The sequence below is a fragment of the Miltoncostaea marina genome (assembly GCF_018141525.1).
Lineage (GTDB): Bacteria > Actinomycetota > Thermoleophilia > Miltoncostaeales > Miltoncostaeaceae > Miltoncostaea > Miltoncostaea marina.
Window position 1 is genome coordinate 2,866,347 of record NZ_CP064655.1, and the last position, 13,362, is coordinate 2,879,708.

12 protein-coding genes are annotated in these 13,362 nt (G+C 73.4%); 4 read left to right on the forward strand and 8 right to left on the reverse strand.

The features are described from left to right. Positions 1-57 precede the first annotated feature (57 nt). Together ITJ85_RS14540 and ITJ85_RS14545 are read left to right on the forward strand one after the other, a co-directional pair. Positions 58-429: an ArsR/SmtB family transcription factor gene (locus tag ITJ85_RS14540; RefSeq protein ID WP_217913820.1), complete on the forward strand. Its 372-nt coding sequence runs from the start codon at positions 58-60 to the stop codon at positions 427-429. Further along, positions 426-2,837 carry a heavy metal translocating P-type ATPase gene (locus tag ITJ85_RS14545; RefSeq protein WP_217913821.1) on the forward strand — a complete coding sequence of 804 codons (2,412 nt, stop codon included), beginning with the start codon at positions 426-428 and terminating at the stop codon, positions 2,835-2,837. The genes ITJ85_RS14540 and ITJ85_RS14545 overlap by 4 nt, the downstream gene beginning before the upstream one ends. A gap of 50 nt (positions 2,838-2,887) precedes the next feature. Here the strand turns inward: ITJ85_RS14545 and ITJ85_RS14550 are convergent, their stop codons facing one another. The 4 genes from ITJ85_RS14550 to ITJ85_RS14565 all read right to left on the reverse strand — a co-directional run bounded on the left by ITJ85_RS14550 (position 2,888) and on the right by ITJ85_RS14565 (position 7,055). Beyond that, a complete protein-coding gene (locus ITJ85_RS14550; RefSeq protein WP_217913822.1) occupies positions 2,888-3,814 on the reverse strand; it encodes a lysylphosphatidylglycerol synthase transmembrane domain-containing protein in 927 nt (308 codons plus the stop codon). Positions 3,815-4,733: 919 nt separating this feature from the next. Beyond that, entirely contained in the window at positions 4,734-5,240 is a 507-nt protein-coding gene (locus tag ITJ85_RS14555) for an OsmC family protein (protein WP_217913823.1), read from the reverse strand. A gap of 418 nt (positions 5,241-5,658) precedes the next feature. Further along, complete coding sequence (locus tag ITJ85_RS14560; RefSeq protein ID WP_217913824.1) at positions 5,659-6,648, reverse strand: M56 family metallopeptidase; 990 nt, start codon at positions 6,646-6,648, stop codon at positions 5,659-5,661. After that, on the reverse strand, positions 6,645-7,055 hold the full coding sequence (locus ITJ85_RS14565) for a BlaI/MecI/CopY family transcriptional regulator (protein WP_217913825.1): 411 nt from the start codon (positions 7,053-7,055) through the stop codon (positions 6,645-6,647). The genes ITJ85_RS14560 and ITJ85_RS14565 overlap by 4 nt, the downstream gene beginning before the upstream one ends. 75 nt (positions 7,056-7,130) lie before the next feature. Between ITJ85_RS14565 and ITJ85_RS14570 the strand changes: the two genes are divergently transcribed. Together ITJ85_RS14570 and ITJ85_RS14575 are read left to right on the forward strand one after the other, a co-directional pair. Beyond that, positions 7,131-7,352: a hypothetical protein gene (locus tag ITJ85_RS14570; protein ID WP_217913826.1), complete on the forward strand. Its 222-nt coding sequence runs from the start codon at positions 7,131-7,133 to the stop codon at positions 7,350-7,352. 272 nt (positions 7,353-7,624) lie between these two features. After that, positions 7,625-8,455 carry a WD40/YVTN/BNR-like repeat-containing protein gene (locus tag ITJ85_RS14575; RefSeq protein WP_217913827.1) on the forward strand — a complete coding sequence of 277 codons (831 nt, stop codon included), beginning with the start codon at positions 7,625-7,627 and terminating at the stop codon, positions 8,453-8,455. Positions 8,456-8,815: 360 nt separating this feature from the next. Here the strand turns inward: ITJ85_RS14575 and ITJ85_RS14580 are convergent, their stop codons facing one another. The 4 genes from ITJ85_RS14580 to ITJ85_RS14595 form a co-directional block, all read right to left on the reverse strand. Further along, the gene (locus ITJ85_RS14580; RefSeq protein WP_217913828.1) at positions 8,816-9,532 is read right to left on the reverse strand and encodes a transposase; all 717 of its coding nucleotides are present in this window, start codon (positions 9,530-9,532) and stop codon (positions 8,816-8,818) included. A 388-nt stretch (positions 9,533-9,920) separates the two neighbouring features. Further along, entirely contained in the window at positions 9,921-10,436 is a 516-nt protein-coding gene (locus tag ITJ85_RS14585; RefSeq protein ID WP_217913829.1) for an OsmC family protein, read from the reverse strand. Between the two features lie 273 nt (positions 10,437-10,709). Next, entirely contained in the window at positions 10,710-12,932 is a 2,223-nt protein-coding gene (locus ITJ85_RS14590) for a heavy metal translocating P-type ATPase (protein ID WP_217913830.1), read from the reverse strand. Next, positions 12,929-13,261, reverse strand: coding sequence for an ArsR/SmtB family transcription factor (locus ITJ85_RS14595; RefSeq protein ID WP_217913831.1), 333 nt, complete (start codon positions 13,259-13,261; stop codon positions 12,929-12,931). The genes ITJ85_RS14590 and ITJ85_RS14595 overlap by 4 nt, the downstream gene beginning before the upstream one ends. Positions 13,262-13,362 lie beyond the last annotated feature (101 nt).

Here is a 13,362-nt window from a genome sequence, read left to right on the forward strand (position 1 = left end):
GGCGCCCGTCGAGCGGGCGGGCTAATCCAACCCCCGCAGGTCCATTAGGATGTCGCCATGACCTCCGACGACACCTGCGAACTGCTCTGCCTCGACGCGGTCAAGGCCGACTCGTTGCGCCGTCGCCAGCCTGATCCGGAAAACCTCGAGCGCGCGGCCGAGGGCGCGAAGGCGCTCGCCGACCCGACGCGCCTGGGGCTTGCGGTGGCGCTCCGCGACGCCGCAGACGAGTGCTGCGTGTGCGACCTGGCCTTCGTGATCGGCCGCCAGGACAAGCTGGTCTCGCATCATCTCCGTCTGCTCCGCGGCGCCGGCCTGGCCGCGTCCCGCAAAGACGGACGGATGGTCCTCTATCGGCTGACCGAGCGCGGCGAGGAAATGCTCGAGAGCGTGCTGCCGCGCGCGGGCGCCGGCCTGCTCGCTCGATGAGCGCCGCGTCGGTGGCCGCCGCGACGGCCTCCGCGAGCGCAGGCGGCCAGCGCTTCCGGGTGGCAGGGATGGACTGTGCATCGTGCGCGCGTACCGTCGAGAGGGTCGTCGAGGGACTCGAGGGCGTCCGCGAGGCGACGGTGTCCTTCGGCAACGCGACCCTGGTGGTCGATGGCGACGTCGAGTCCGCCGCCGTGCAGGCGGCTGTGCGCCGCGCGGGCTACTCGGCGGAGCCCGCCGGGCGGCGCCCCGACGCCACCGCGCCGTTCTGGCGGCGCAGCGCGCGCACCGCCTCGACGACCGCCTCGGCGCTGCTGCTGCTCGCCGCGCTCGCCGCCTCGCTCTCGCACGCCCCTCCGGTCGTCAGCGAGCCGCTGTATCTGCTCTCGATCGGGGTCGGCGGCTGGCCTATCGCCCATGCGGCTGTGGCGGCGCTGCGGCGGCGCGCGCTCGATATGAACGTGCTGATGACGATGGCGGCGGTCGGCGCGGTCGGCATCAGCGAGTACGCGGAGGCCGCCTGGGTGGTGGTGCTCTTCTCCGTGGGCACGACGCTTGAGCGCCTCGCCCTCGAGCGCAGCCGCCGGTCGGTCGAGGCGCTGATGGACCTGGCCCCCGCGGAGGCGCTGCTCGTCGCAGACGGGATCGAGCGCGCCGTCCCCGTGGAGGCCGTTCCGCTCGGCGCGATCGTCTTGATCCGGCCGGGCGAGCGCCTTCCGCTGGACGGCGTCGTGGAGCAGGGCGCCTCGAGCGTCGACGAGTCCGCGCTGACCGGCGAGTCGGTGCCGGTCGACAAGGAGCCGGGCGACCATGTCTTCGCGGGCACGCTGAACGCGTACGGCGCGCTCCGGGTGCGGGTGACGTCGTCGGCGGCGGACTCGACGCTGGCCCGGCTCACGCAGCTGGTCACCGAGGCGCAGGGGAGCCGGGCGCCGTCGGAGCGGTTCGTCGATCGCTTCGCACGCGTGTACACGCCGCTGGTGTTCGCAGCCGCGCTCCTGGTCGCAATAGTGCCTCCGCTGCTGGGCGGCGAGCTCGACACCTGGCTCTATCGAGCGCTCGCACTTCTGATCGTGGCCTGCCCGTGCGCCCTGGTCATCTCCGTGCCGGTCAGCGTCGTCTCTGCCATCGGCGGGGCGGCGCGACGTGGCGTCCTGATCAAGGGCGGCCAGGCGCTGGAGGACCTCGGTGGCGTTCGCGCGGTCGCGCTGGACAAGACGGGGACGCTGACCGAGGGCCGCCCGGAGCTCGTCGACATCACCACGGTCAGCGGCATCACCGAGCTGGAGGCGCTCACGCTCATGGCGGCGGTCGAGCGCAGCTCGGAGCACCCACTGGCCGTCGCGATCGCGCGGACCGCGCGCGAGCAGGCGCTGGCGCTCCCGGACGCCACCTCGTTCCAGGCGCTGCCGGGCCGGGGCGCGGTCGCGACGATCGCCGGCCGCCGGCTGTGGGCGGGTGGGCCGCGACTGGCCGTCGAGCAGGGCGCGAGCCTGCCAGACGCGCTCGAAGCGGTGGAGGCGCACGGGCAGACGGCCGTGCTGCTCGGGGAGGGCACCCGGGTCCTCGCGGTCTTCGGGCTCGCCGATCGGCCGCGTCCGCACGCGCAGTCGGCTGTCCGCGCGCTCGGCGAACGCGCCGGCGTGGAGCACGTCGTCATGCTGACCGGCGACAGCGAGCGGGTCGCGCGCACCGTCGCCTCGCTCACCGGCGTGACCGAGTGGCGGGCGGGCCTGCTGCCCGAGGACAAGCTGGCCGCCGTTCGGGACCTGGCCGAGCGTCACGGCCCCACGGCGATGGTCGGCGACGGCGTCAACGATGCCCCGGCGCTCGCAGGGGCGACGGTCGGCGTGGCGATGGGGGCGGCCGGCAGCGACGTGGCGCTGGAGTCCGCGGATGTCGCGCTCATGGGCGACGAGCTGGAGCGCCTGCCGGACGCGATCCGCCACAGCCGCCGGGCGCTCGCGATCATGCGCCAGAACGTCGTCGTCTCGCTGGCGACGAAAGCCGTCTTCGTGGCGCTGGCACCGGCCGGCTACGTCACCCTCATCGTCGCCGTCGCGGCGGACATGGGCGTGTCCCTCCTGGTCACGCTCAACGGGCTCCGCCTTCTGCGCGGCGTGGGCGCGCCGAGCAACAGGGAACCGCGGAGCGGTGCCACCCCGGCGGAGGCGTCAACCGCCGTCCCCTCATGCTGCGCGACCTCCCCATTCGCGCGCACCGCCAACGACGGGTCGTCGCAGCATTGCGACGGCGCCCTCATCGTCCCGGTGGGCGACGCCGGGCCGTCGGACTGCGGTTGCGGCCCTGCCGCCGAGCCGGCGAGGGCGCCCGGGACGTCCGTGTGCGGATGCGATGGCGACTGCTGCTCCTCCGTCGCCACCGAGGCTGGAGGGGCGTCGGCGTGAGCGCGCGGAGTCATCTCCCGCGTGGGCCGGCGAGCGTGCGGTGAGTCGCGTCAGCCGGGGGCGGCGGGGGCCGCCGTCGGCGGCCAGAGCTGTTGCGAGAGCAGCGCGGCGGCGGCGCAGACCAGCGAGGCGGCCAGCGCCGTGGCCTGGATGCCGAGGCTGAAGGCCAGCGTCACGTCCGTGCCGAGGCCGTACGTCGCGACGAGTGCCGGCACGATCGCGGCCTCGCGGATGCCGACGCCGCCCGGAGTGATCGCGAGCACGCCCGACAGGACCATGAGGGCGAAGACCAGCAGCGCCGCGCCGGCCGGCAGGCCGAACGCGTGGAGCAGGGCCGCGAGGCTGAGCACCCGGGCGCCGACCGCGACGAGCTGGAAGCCCACCGCCGCGAGGGCGTGGCGCCGGCTGGCGAAGATCGCGCCGCCGTGGGCGAGCCCCTGGACGAGCGGCTGGAGGCGGGCCGGCACGCGGGCGAGCAGCCGCTCGCCGTCCGAGCGCCATGCGACGACGAATGCCATGAGCAGGCCGGCCAGGACGGCGCCCATGACCCAGCGCAGGCCCTCCACCGCCGACGGCAGGGGGATCACCAGCGCGGCGACCGCGACCACGATGAAGGTGGCGACTCCATCGAGCGCCTTGTGGGCGCCCACGCTGCCCGCGACTCTCAGCCCGCAGCCCTCAGCGGCGACCGGGTGGCGGCGGATGGCGGCGTAGCGGACGACCTGCCCCAGCTGCGCGGGGAGCAGCTCGCCGGCGCCGTGACCGATCATGTGGGCGTTCACGACGTGCCGGCGGCTCAGCGCGCCGAAGCCGCAGGCGGTCAGCCCGCAGCGCCACACGAACGCCGACGCCAGCTGGCTCACCGCGTACAGCAGGGCCGAGGCGAGCACCCAGCTCCAGTCGGCCGATGCGAAGGCGCGCGCAAACGCATCGGGCTGGACCCCGTGCATGGCGCCCCAGGCGGCGAGCGCCAGCATCGCCACCGTGCCGCCCGCAATCAAGCCGCGGCGGACCCGCGGTCGGCGGAGCGCCGCGCGAAGGCGCGGGCCGCGGGCGTGGGTGAGGGAGGCGGCGTGCGTCAATGCAGATGGGCGGGGCGCTGGCGCCGCATGGTTCCCTATCGGCGGATGGCCGCCGCCCTGGAGTACCGGCGCGCGAGCGACCGACGTCAGCGAGGGTACTCCACCCGCGCCACGGAGCGGACCACCGGCCGAGGGCCGGATGTCCCGGACGTGCGGTGACGCCGCTCGAGGTTGCGCCTGCGACCTGGGCGCCGGAACGAGATGACGAATGCGGGTCCCGTGGACAGGAACCTCGCGCACAAACTGCGCACCCGGAGAGCCGGGACGTTCGTCGCATGGCAGCGGACGGACTACGGCGCATCACGGGATGCCCATCACCGCCGTCGCCCGCCGTCAGTTACAGCCGTCACACGGCTGTCGCCAGCGAGACGTCGTGGACGAGGTTGTCGACGCTGAGATCGGCGCCAGCGTGCTGGGTTGACAACCAACGGCCCGTGCGACCATAAATCCGCACCGGTGCCGAATGCGTGTCCGCGTCTTCTGAGGTCGTCGCGCTTGCGGTCAGCGCCGACCTGCAGGAGGGCACGACCACGAGCGTCCGGACATTCCTTAGGCGGTCAGGACGACGACCCGCCCGCGCTGGTCGCCCATTCGCACGAGCCCGCCGGCGGCGGCGAATGCCACCACCCCCACCAGCGCGATGAGCATGGCCGCCATCGACCAGGCTCGCCATCTCCGCAGGGTCCGTCGCATCTACTACATAGGTTATAGGAGTCACCGCCTGTCCGGCGCGGTCGCCCGGCGCCCGCACCGCCGGCAGCGTGATCTGCGCCGGCGGGCCCGCCGCCAGGCGGCCCGCGAAGCCCGGGTGGTTCTAGGACGAAGTGACGAGTACGCGCTCCACCGGCACCGGATTCTCAGTGAGGTCGAGCACGGGGCAGTGATCGTCGACCGCCTCTGCCAGCGCCTCGTAGCGTTCGCGCGGCTCCGGCCCCTCGAGCATCACGCGCAGCCGGATGGCGCCGAACCCCGGCCTCACCTCGTCGTCCAGACCGAAGAAGCGCCGCAGGTCGATATCGCCCTCGGCCTCCACGCGAACGCTGTCCAGAGGGATTCCCAGCTGAGCGGCCCACACCCGGTACGTGATCGCCTGGCATGTGCCCAGCGCGGCGAGCGCCAGCTCCACGGGGCTGGGACCCTCGTCGGTGCCCCCGAGCGCGGTCGGTTCGTCCACGACGACGGAGTGCCGGCGGACGGGCGCTTCGCAACGGACACCCTCCACGAGATCGCTCGCGACCCGCAGCGAGAGCGCGGCGCGATGGGGCTCGGCTCGGAACGCCTCGACCACGCTGGTGAGGGGGATGGCGCTCGTCGTGCTCATCTGTCTCCTTCGAGTCGCTGGCCGCTATGTCGTAAATTCCGGTTAACACCGTTGAGAATACAGAGTTTGGCGGTCTTGCCAGACTCGGCGCCGCCCCGCCCGTCAGAGGCGGCCTTGGCAGCGGGGTCGGCGGCCGACGACTCATGTACGCGGCGGCGCCTGAGCGCGATGCGCCGACCAGCCAAGGAGCGCGGCGATCGCCGAGGGCGAGCCCGAGCCGGCCACCACCGTCCCGTGGTTTGATCCGCGCTCGGCGCGCCCCGCGAGACCGAAGGCCGAGCGCGATCACCGTCCCCACCGCCGCATGCCTGCAGCGAAAGTCGTGCTCGGCGCCGACGTCATACACGGCGCCTCGACGCGCGCCGTGGTCGTGAGCGAGAACCGGTGCGCCGTCGATCCCGGGCTCGGGCTCTCGGGTTCAGACGACCCCGCGCATGGCCGGGCGTCGCGCGCGGGCGATCATGGCGCGCAGCGCCATTAAGAACGCCAGGAGAACGGCCGCGCGCGCGAGGCAGGCCACCGGCATGGCCAGCATGCTCTCCCGGCTCATGGGTACCGCCTCCAGCGGGTCGCCGCCGGCGGGCGGGGCGACCAACACGGCGGCGGCCACCGCCACCGGCAGGACGGCCCCGGCGAACGAGTGCGCGAGGAGCCTTCCGGGCAGCCGCAGCGCCGGTGGGGGCGCCCCGTGCAGAGCGTCGACGCGCGATGCCAGCTGGCTCGCCGCCCCCGGCACCGCGGCCGCAGACATCGGAGGCGCCGCGTCATGGACAGCGAGCAGGGCCTTGGCCAGCGCTCGCCTCCCCGTCTGCCGGGCGGCCTCGCGGTCGGCGTTGAGTTCCCGGCGCAGGCGCCCGTGAGCCGCCAGGGCGGCCGCGGCCGGCACCATCCAAAGGGCCGCCGCACCGGCTGCCGCGAGCACCTGGCGCAGCGGGTCGCGCCGGCGGGCATGGGTGGCCTCGTGGGCCAAGAGTGCCTCGAGGGCGTCCGGCCCCAGGGAGCCGACCAGGCCAGTGCTGACGACCACGCGCGGCCACAGCAGCCCGGCGCAGAAAGCCAAGCGTTCGGAAGTGGCGCAGACGACCAGCCGGCGAACGCCGAGGGCTTCTGCGCGGGCCGCGAGCCCGGCGTCCCCGCCGACCGCGCACGCGTGCGCGCAGCGAAGAGCGCGCCGGCCGATCCGGACCTGTCGAGCGAACTGCACGAGGCCCGCCGCGACGGCCGAGGCCGCCAGAACAAGGATCGTGAGGCCCAGCAGCGCCCCGCCGAGCGCCCTGAGGCGCACGCAGGCGTCAAGGAGCGCGCCGAGCGCCTCGACGCGGCCGGTCAACAGTGCGGCGACCATGGCCAGCGGCAGGGCGAGCGCCGCCGTCACGACCGCGGCGCGCGCCAGCGGTCCGACCTTCACTCTTCCGGTTCTTCCAGCAACGCGCGCAGCCGCGCGAGCTGCTCGGGATGACCCTCGCGCATCCGGGCGGCGAAGGCCGCGAGCGCGACCTCGCCGTGCGCGCTCAGCAGGCGGTCGATCGCCTCGCGCGAGAGCGCCGCCTCGACACCCGAGCGGTCGACCGCGGCCCGATAGAGATCGGCGCGGCCGACGCGACGGCGCGTCAGGAGACCGCGGGCAGCGAGGCGGCTCATGAGCGTCAGCACCGTCGTGTAGGCGAGGTCGGCCCCGCCGGCGCGGAGGTGCTCGGTCACCTCGCGCACCGTGACCTCCCCCATCTCCCAGAGCGCCTCGAGCACGGATGTCTGCCGCGCACCGAGGGTGCGGGCCTGCGGGCTGGGGGATGGGTCGGCCGAGGATGGGCTCACGACCGCCAGGCTAGCGCAGGCGACGCGCATATGCCTACACTGAAAGTAGTAGGTAACGGCGACAAAGGATGCAGGATGGACACGCTGCTATTGCCCTTGATCGCTTTGGCCTGTCCGCTCGGGATGGTCCTGATGATGCTCTTCATGGGCAAGGGGACGATGGGCGGACACCAAACCGACGCCGAGCCGGCGGGCCCCGAGCCCAGCGCGGACGAGAGCCTGGAGACGCTGCGCGAGCGCCGTCGGCGCATCGACCGACGGATCGCCCAGTTCGATCGCGAGCGCTCGGGGAGGTAGGCGCGGATGGAGACAGCGATCGTGCTCATCGCCGTGCTGGCCGCCGCTGGGGCCTGCCCGCTGACCGCCTTGATGCAGCGCCGACGAGGCCGAGCCGCGAGCTGCTGTAGTGGACCGCGCGAGCGCAACGGCCAACTGGCGCCTCCGCCGGCCGACCCCGAACGGGTCGGGGCTCGCGTCGCCGCGCTCGAGCGGGGCGAGGAGGGGGACCGGTGAGCCCGGCTCGGAGACGCCCTCGCCGTACCGGGCGCCTGTCGATCGCCGGCCTGCTGGTGGCGGCCATCCTGGCCGCCCTCGCCGGCTGCTCGTCGAGCTCCTCCGACGATGCGCCCGCCTCGGGCTCGCTGGCGCAGGTGATGGGCAACATGCACGCCCATAGCTTGGCGGTCGATCCGGGCGATTCCGACGGGCTTCTGCTCGGTCTGCATGGCGGCCTCTACCGCTCCGACGACGGCGGGCGACAGTGGCGCCAGGTCGGCCTCTCCGGCGACGACTCGATGAACGTGGTCGGCGGCCGCGGCGGCGCGCCCCTGTGGGTTGCCGGCCATGAGGTGCTCGAGCGCTCCACGGACGGCGGGCGCACCTTCGAGGCGGTGCGCCCGACAGGCCTACCCGGGCTCGACCTGCACGGCTTTGCGGTGCGGGAGGAGCGTCCCGAGGAGATCTACGCCGCCGTGTCCGGCGAGGGTCTGTATCGCTCGACCAACGGCGGGCGCTCCTTCGGCCTGGTGACTACGGAGGTCGGGGCCAGCGTCTTCGGGATGGCGGTGGCGGGCGACGGCACCCTGTTCGCCGCCGACCCCAGCGAGGGGCTTCTGATCAGCGACGATGGCGGACGGACTTACCGTCGGCCTCTTAGCGGCGAGGGCCTGGTGAGCGTAGCCCTGGAGGCGCGACAGCCCGGCCTGGTGCTTGCCGGCGGGCCCGGCCTCTTCGTCTCGCGCAACGGCGGACGCACCTTCGAGGAGGGCTTCACCAACGCGCAGCTGGCGGCGGTTGCAATCGCGCCGGGCGACCCGCAGCGTGCGTATGCCATCCGCGTCGACGGGGTCGTACTCGTCTCGTCCGACGGCGCTCGCACGTGGTCGGAGGCGGGCGCGTGAACGTGACGGCCCGGCAGCCAGCGTTGGGCGGCCGGTCGGGACGTGCTGAAGCGTCTTCCCTCGGGGCGCGGACGGGCCGGCCCGGGCCGCGCGTCAGGGGCGGCGCGCCGCGCAGCAAGGGGGCATGCCGCGCGGCGCGCCGCTCCGGCCACGAGCCCCCGGGCCCGGCGACCGGCGCTCTCTATGAAGGAGGTTCATCCGTCAAGGCGTCACTGATCGACCATCTGCCTCCGCGGGGCCGGGGTTTCGAGCGACGCTCGACGCTCTATCGCCTCCTCGCGGAAGGACCAGGTTCCATGGGAGTCGCTCCGGTGGCGCATCTCAGAGAGGGCCGTCAAGCGGCCAGAGCGCGCGCGGCGCCTACCGGAGCAAAGGGCTCGTTGCGGGTGAGCATGTGCCAGATCGCCTCGGCCAGGCGCCGGCGATGTCGACCTGGGCGACCTTCGGCCCGCGCTGACGTCCCAGGCGCGCCTTGGTGCGCTGGTAGCGCGCGCGGTAGACCGGGTGCCGGCACGCGTGGGTGGCCGCCTCCATGAGGGCCCAGCGCAGACAGCGGGGCCCGGCGTGGGTGAGCGGGCCGCGCCGGTCGGTGGAGCCGGACTGGTAGACCCGCGGGCACAGGCCGGTGTAGCCGCACAGCGTGGCCGGGCAGGAGAAGCGGGCGATGTCGCCGATCTCGGCGCCGATCGTGTAGCCGAGCACCCAGGCGATCCCCGGGGCGCTCATCAGTAGCGGGACGTAGCGGTGATCGGCGCCCAGGGCGCGCAGCTCGCGGTCGATGCCGGCGATCTGACGATCGAGGTCGGCGATCATCTGCAGCGCGGCCTCGACCCCGCCGCGCCATGGCTCGGGGAGATCGAGCCGGCCCAGCAGCTCGCGCCCGGCCCGTCCGAACAGATCCGACACCGGGCAGGCGTGGCCGAAGGCGAGCAGCTGAGCGTGGATGCGGTGCTTGAGCGAGGAGCGCTTTCGCACCAGGTAGAGGCGCCAGCGGGCCCGCTCACGTTCGGCGCGCTGGGCGAAGGCGGGCAGCCAGATCGCCGGGACCAAATCGCGACGGCTGAGCTCGGCCAGCACCCAGAAGGTGAAGGGGCTGGCGCCCCTGGCCGACCCGTCGCGCCAGACCGGCGAGCCCGCTTCGTCCCCGATGCGCTGGAGCGCTGCGGGCCCCGTTCATCGACTCGATCGCCGCCCAGGCGTCGATGCGATCGGTCTTACAGGCGAGCTCCACGGCCCCGTGACCATCCGGGGCGTCGGCGACCTCGACCTCCCACCCGCCGTCGGCATCCGGCAGGGCGGCGCCGGTCTCCCAGGCGCTCGCCCCGCTCATCAAGCAGGCAGTAGTCCAACCGCCTGCGGCTGAGATCCAATCCGGCATGCAGCATCATGAGCGTGGGCCTCCTCCCGCTCGCTCCTTCGGTTCCACGCCGGAGCGTGGCACCGAGGAGGCCCTCCTTCATGACATTCAGACGCGGTTGACCTCGCCGGTGATCGGCGTCGCATTCTTGGCGTTATCGAACATCGGAGACGTCCGCTCGGCCGCCTGGCGGATCTCCTCAAGCTGCGCAGGCGAGGCGTCGGAGTCGACCTGGACCGTATAGCGGAGGCTCGTGAACCCGGGCCGGACGTCGTCGTCCAGCGCCAGATACCCGCGCAGGTCGTAATCCCCGGTTACGTCAATGCGCAGGTCTCGGAAGTCAATGCCACGCTTCGCCGCCTGCGTGACCCACCCGATCGTGAGGCACGTTCCCACGGAGGCAAGCAGCAGCTCCATCGGGTCGACCGCCTCGTCCGTTCCGCCGAGAGGCGCCGGCTCATCGGTCTCGATCGAGAACGAGCGGGCGACCGTTCGCGCGCGGGCCCCGTCCTCCCAGGACGTCACGGTGCTGAAGGTTCCTCGCCCGACCGTCGGATCCTCGGCCACGGCCGAGCGCGTCGTATCGAACGCGGACAGGTCAAGAGTAGTGCAGCTTCGTGCCATGCCGTCCTCCTAAATCCTGGAACACCGTAGAGATTCTCAGGATAGCTCGTGTAAGCCGCCGCCGTGCCACGGGGGTCAGAGCGGGACCGCCGGCGGCAGGAGTCGCTCGTAGGTCGAGGGCGTATCCGAGGGTGCGGCGGTCCACTTCAGGCTCCCTGTGGGGCCCGGGAGTGTCGGTGCAGGGAGTCCGCCGACCAGACGGCTCGCTGGTCGGAGCTGGAGGCCGCGCACCAGGCCGCAGCTCCCGCCGGCGCACAAAGGCGCCAGCCAGCGTCATGAGCAGGAACTGGCCTGGCGCGCCAGGGCGGGCGTCTGCGAGTAGCTCATGGCCGACTGGGAGACGGCGGGCGGGTTGGAGGCGCGACTAAGAGACGCGCATGTTGCTGACCGCTCGAAGCGGTACGCGTACTCCGCAGGCCCGTAAGGCCCGGAACGTGGCCCCCGGCTCGCTGGTCGCCCACCCAAGCCGGTCCGCTCACGGCACGCCCGGGATCGACACGGGCGCCCCGACTCCTTCGCTGCAACGGGCCACCGTGTGGGCCTCGTCAACCGGTCGCTGGGACCGGCCTGCGGCCGCTTCGCGGCGCGGACGCCGTTGGCGACCGCCAGGAGTTCCGAGACCTCGTGGACTGCGACGGCGGCGACGACGGCGAGCGCCCCGATCACCGCGCTGGGGATGAGCACCGCGAGCAGGACGACGCTGAAGACCAGGTTCTGCCGCGAGATCCTGGTGGCCCGGCGACCCAGCCGGAGTGCCTCGGCGATCGTCGTGAGGTCGTCGGCCATCAGGGCGACGTCGGCGGCCTCGATCGCGGCGTCCGTGCCGCCGGTGCCCATCGCGATCCCGAGATCGGCGGTCGCCAGGGCGGGCGCGTCGTTGATGCCGTCACCGACCATCGCGATCGATCCGAACCGCTCCCGCAGGCGCGTCACCTGCGCCACCTTCTCCTCGGGCTTCAGCTCCGCGAAGACCTCATCCAGCCCGAGCTCGGCCGCGATGGCCCGCGCCGTGCGCTCGTTGTCGCCGGTCAGCATCGAGAGGTGCCGGATCCCCAGGCGGCGAAGCGCGGCGACAGCTCCAGCCGCCTCCGGGCGCGGCTCGTCGCGAAGGGCGAGGAGCGCGAGGAGCTGATCGCCGGCGCCGACGAAGACGACGGTCTTCCCCTCGTCCTGCAGCCGCCCGACCTCGGCCGGCAGTCCGTCCTCGCCGACGCGCTCGGCCACCAGCCGCGGGCTCCCGACCCACGCCTCGCGACCGTCCACGCGGGCGCTCGCGCCGCTGCCGACGAGCGCGGTGAAGTCCTCGACGGCGCCGGGCTCCACGCCGCGCCCCCGGGCATGGTCGACGATCGCCTGGGCCAGGGGGTGTTCAGAGCGGGCTTCGACCGACGCTGCAAGCGCAAGCGCTTCACGCTCGTCGGCTGCGCCAAGGGCGACGACCTCGGTGACCTCGGGGCGCCCCTTGGTCAGCGTGCCGGTCTTGTCGAAGGCGACCGCCTGGACGCGGCCGAGCGCTTCGAGCTGGAGGCCGCCCTTCACGAGGATGCCCTCGCGGCCAGCGCGGCTGATGGCGGCCGCCGCAGCGACCGGCACCGACATCACGAGCGCGCAGGGCGCTCCGGCGACGAGGACGGTGACGCCCCGCAGCGCCCACTCGGTCCAGTCACCGGCGACCAGGCCGCCGAGCAGCGCGACGAGCGCCGCGGCGACCACGACCGCGGGGCTGTAGCGGGTCGCGAAGCGGTCCACGAACCGCTGGGCGCGCGACTTGTGGCCCTGAGCCTCCTCGACCAGGTGCACGATCCGCTGGAGCGTGTTGTCGGCGTAGGCGCGCGTCGCCTCCACATCGACGCCGGCCGCGCCGTTGAGGGTGCCGGCGAAGACCTCGTCACCCGGGCCCTTCTCGATTGGGACCGACTCGCCGGTGACGGCCGCCTCATCAAACGACGAGCGGCCCGCGCGGATGATGCCGTCCGTCGGCAGCGCCTCGCCGGGACGGACGCGGAAGAGGTCGCCGACGTGAAGCTCGTCGGCCGGTACGTCCTCCTCGGCGTCGTCGACCACCCGGCGGGCACGCTTGGGCGCCAGGTCGAGCAGCCCGCGGATCGCGGAGCGGGTGCGCGCGAAGGTCAGCTCCTCGATCGACTCGGCGAGCGCGTAGAGGAAGACGAGTGCGGCCGCCTCCTCCCACAGGCCGAACACGATGCAGCCGATGGCGGCGATCAGCATGAGCGCCTCGATGCCGATCTCGCGCTCCTCGACGAACTCCTGCCAGCCCTCGCGCGCGAAGAACCAGGCGCCGATGAGAATGGCCGCCACGAACAGCGCGATGGCGAGCCCCTCGGGCGCGTCGAGCAGGGTGAGCGCGACGCCGAGCCCGAGCAGGACCCCGGAGATCAAGGCGTTGCGAAGCGGCGCGAACCGGACGGCCGCCTCGCGCCAGCTGAGCGCCGGGGTGGCCCCCGCGGCGACACCGCCGGCGTGCTCGTCGCTCACGCGGCGCCCCGGCGCCGGCCGCGGCCGTAGTTCGGGCAGGAGGCGATCCGCTCGCCGGCCCGCGCGAGCAGGGCGTCGGTCACGCCGAGGAGCTCCTCGACGCCCTCTGCGAGCCAGTAATGCACCTCGCGCCGGCGGCGCTCCCGCTCAGCCAGCCCGCACTCCCAGAGGCAGGCGAGATGCGTCGACGCGTTCGGCTGCGAGATCCCGGTCGCCGCTACGACGTCGGTCACGCGCGCAGGCGCCCTCCGCAACAGCTCGATGATCCGTCCGCGGTTGGGATCCGACAAGCCGTGAAAGAGAACGGTGCGCACCTCCAGGTCATTCATATCCATTGACGGTAGCAAATATGATTGACGCCGAGGGATGAGATCGTGGGCGCGCTGGGCTCGTCCGTCAGCGCTCCGATCGTCCCCGCCGGGCGGGCCGA

Excerpts from the sequence above, each read along its gene's own strand:
- ITJ85_RS14555 (WP_217913823.1), bottom strand. The coding sequence starts at position 5,240 with ATGAGCACGACGAGCGCCATCCCCCTCACCAGCGTGGTCGAGGCGTTC.
- ITJ85_RS14585 (WP_217913829.1), bottom strand. The coding sequence starts at position 10,436 with ATGGCACGAAGCTGCACTACTCTTGACCTGTCCGCGTTCGATACGACG.
- ITJ85_RS14540 (WP_217913820.1), top strand. The coding sequence starts at position 58 with ATGACCTCCGACGACACCTGCGAACTGCTCTGCCTCGACGCGGTCAAG.
- ITJ85_RS14545 (WP_217913821.1), top strand. The coding sequence starts at position 426 with ATGAGCGCCGCGTCGGTGGCCGCCGCGACGGCCTCCGCGAGCGCAGGC.
- ITJ85_RS14595 (WP_217913831.1), bottom strand. The coding sequence starts at position 13,261 with ATGAATGACCTGGAGGTGCGCACCGTTCTCTTTCACGGCTTGTCGGAT.
- ITJ85_RS14570 (WP_217913826.1), top strand. The coding sequence starts at position 7,131 with ATGGACACGCTGCTATTGCCCTTGATCGCTTTGGCCTGTCCGCTCGGG.
- ITJ85_RS14550 (WP_217913822.1), bottom strand. The coding sequence starts at position 3,814 with ATGCTGGCGCTCGCCGCCTGGGGCGCCATGCACGGGGTCCAGCCCGAT.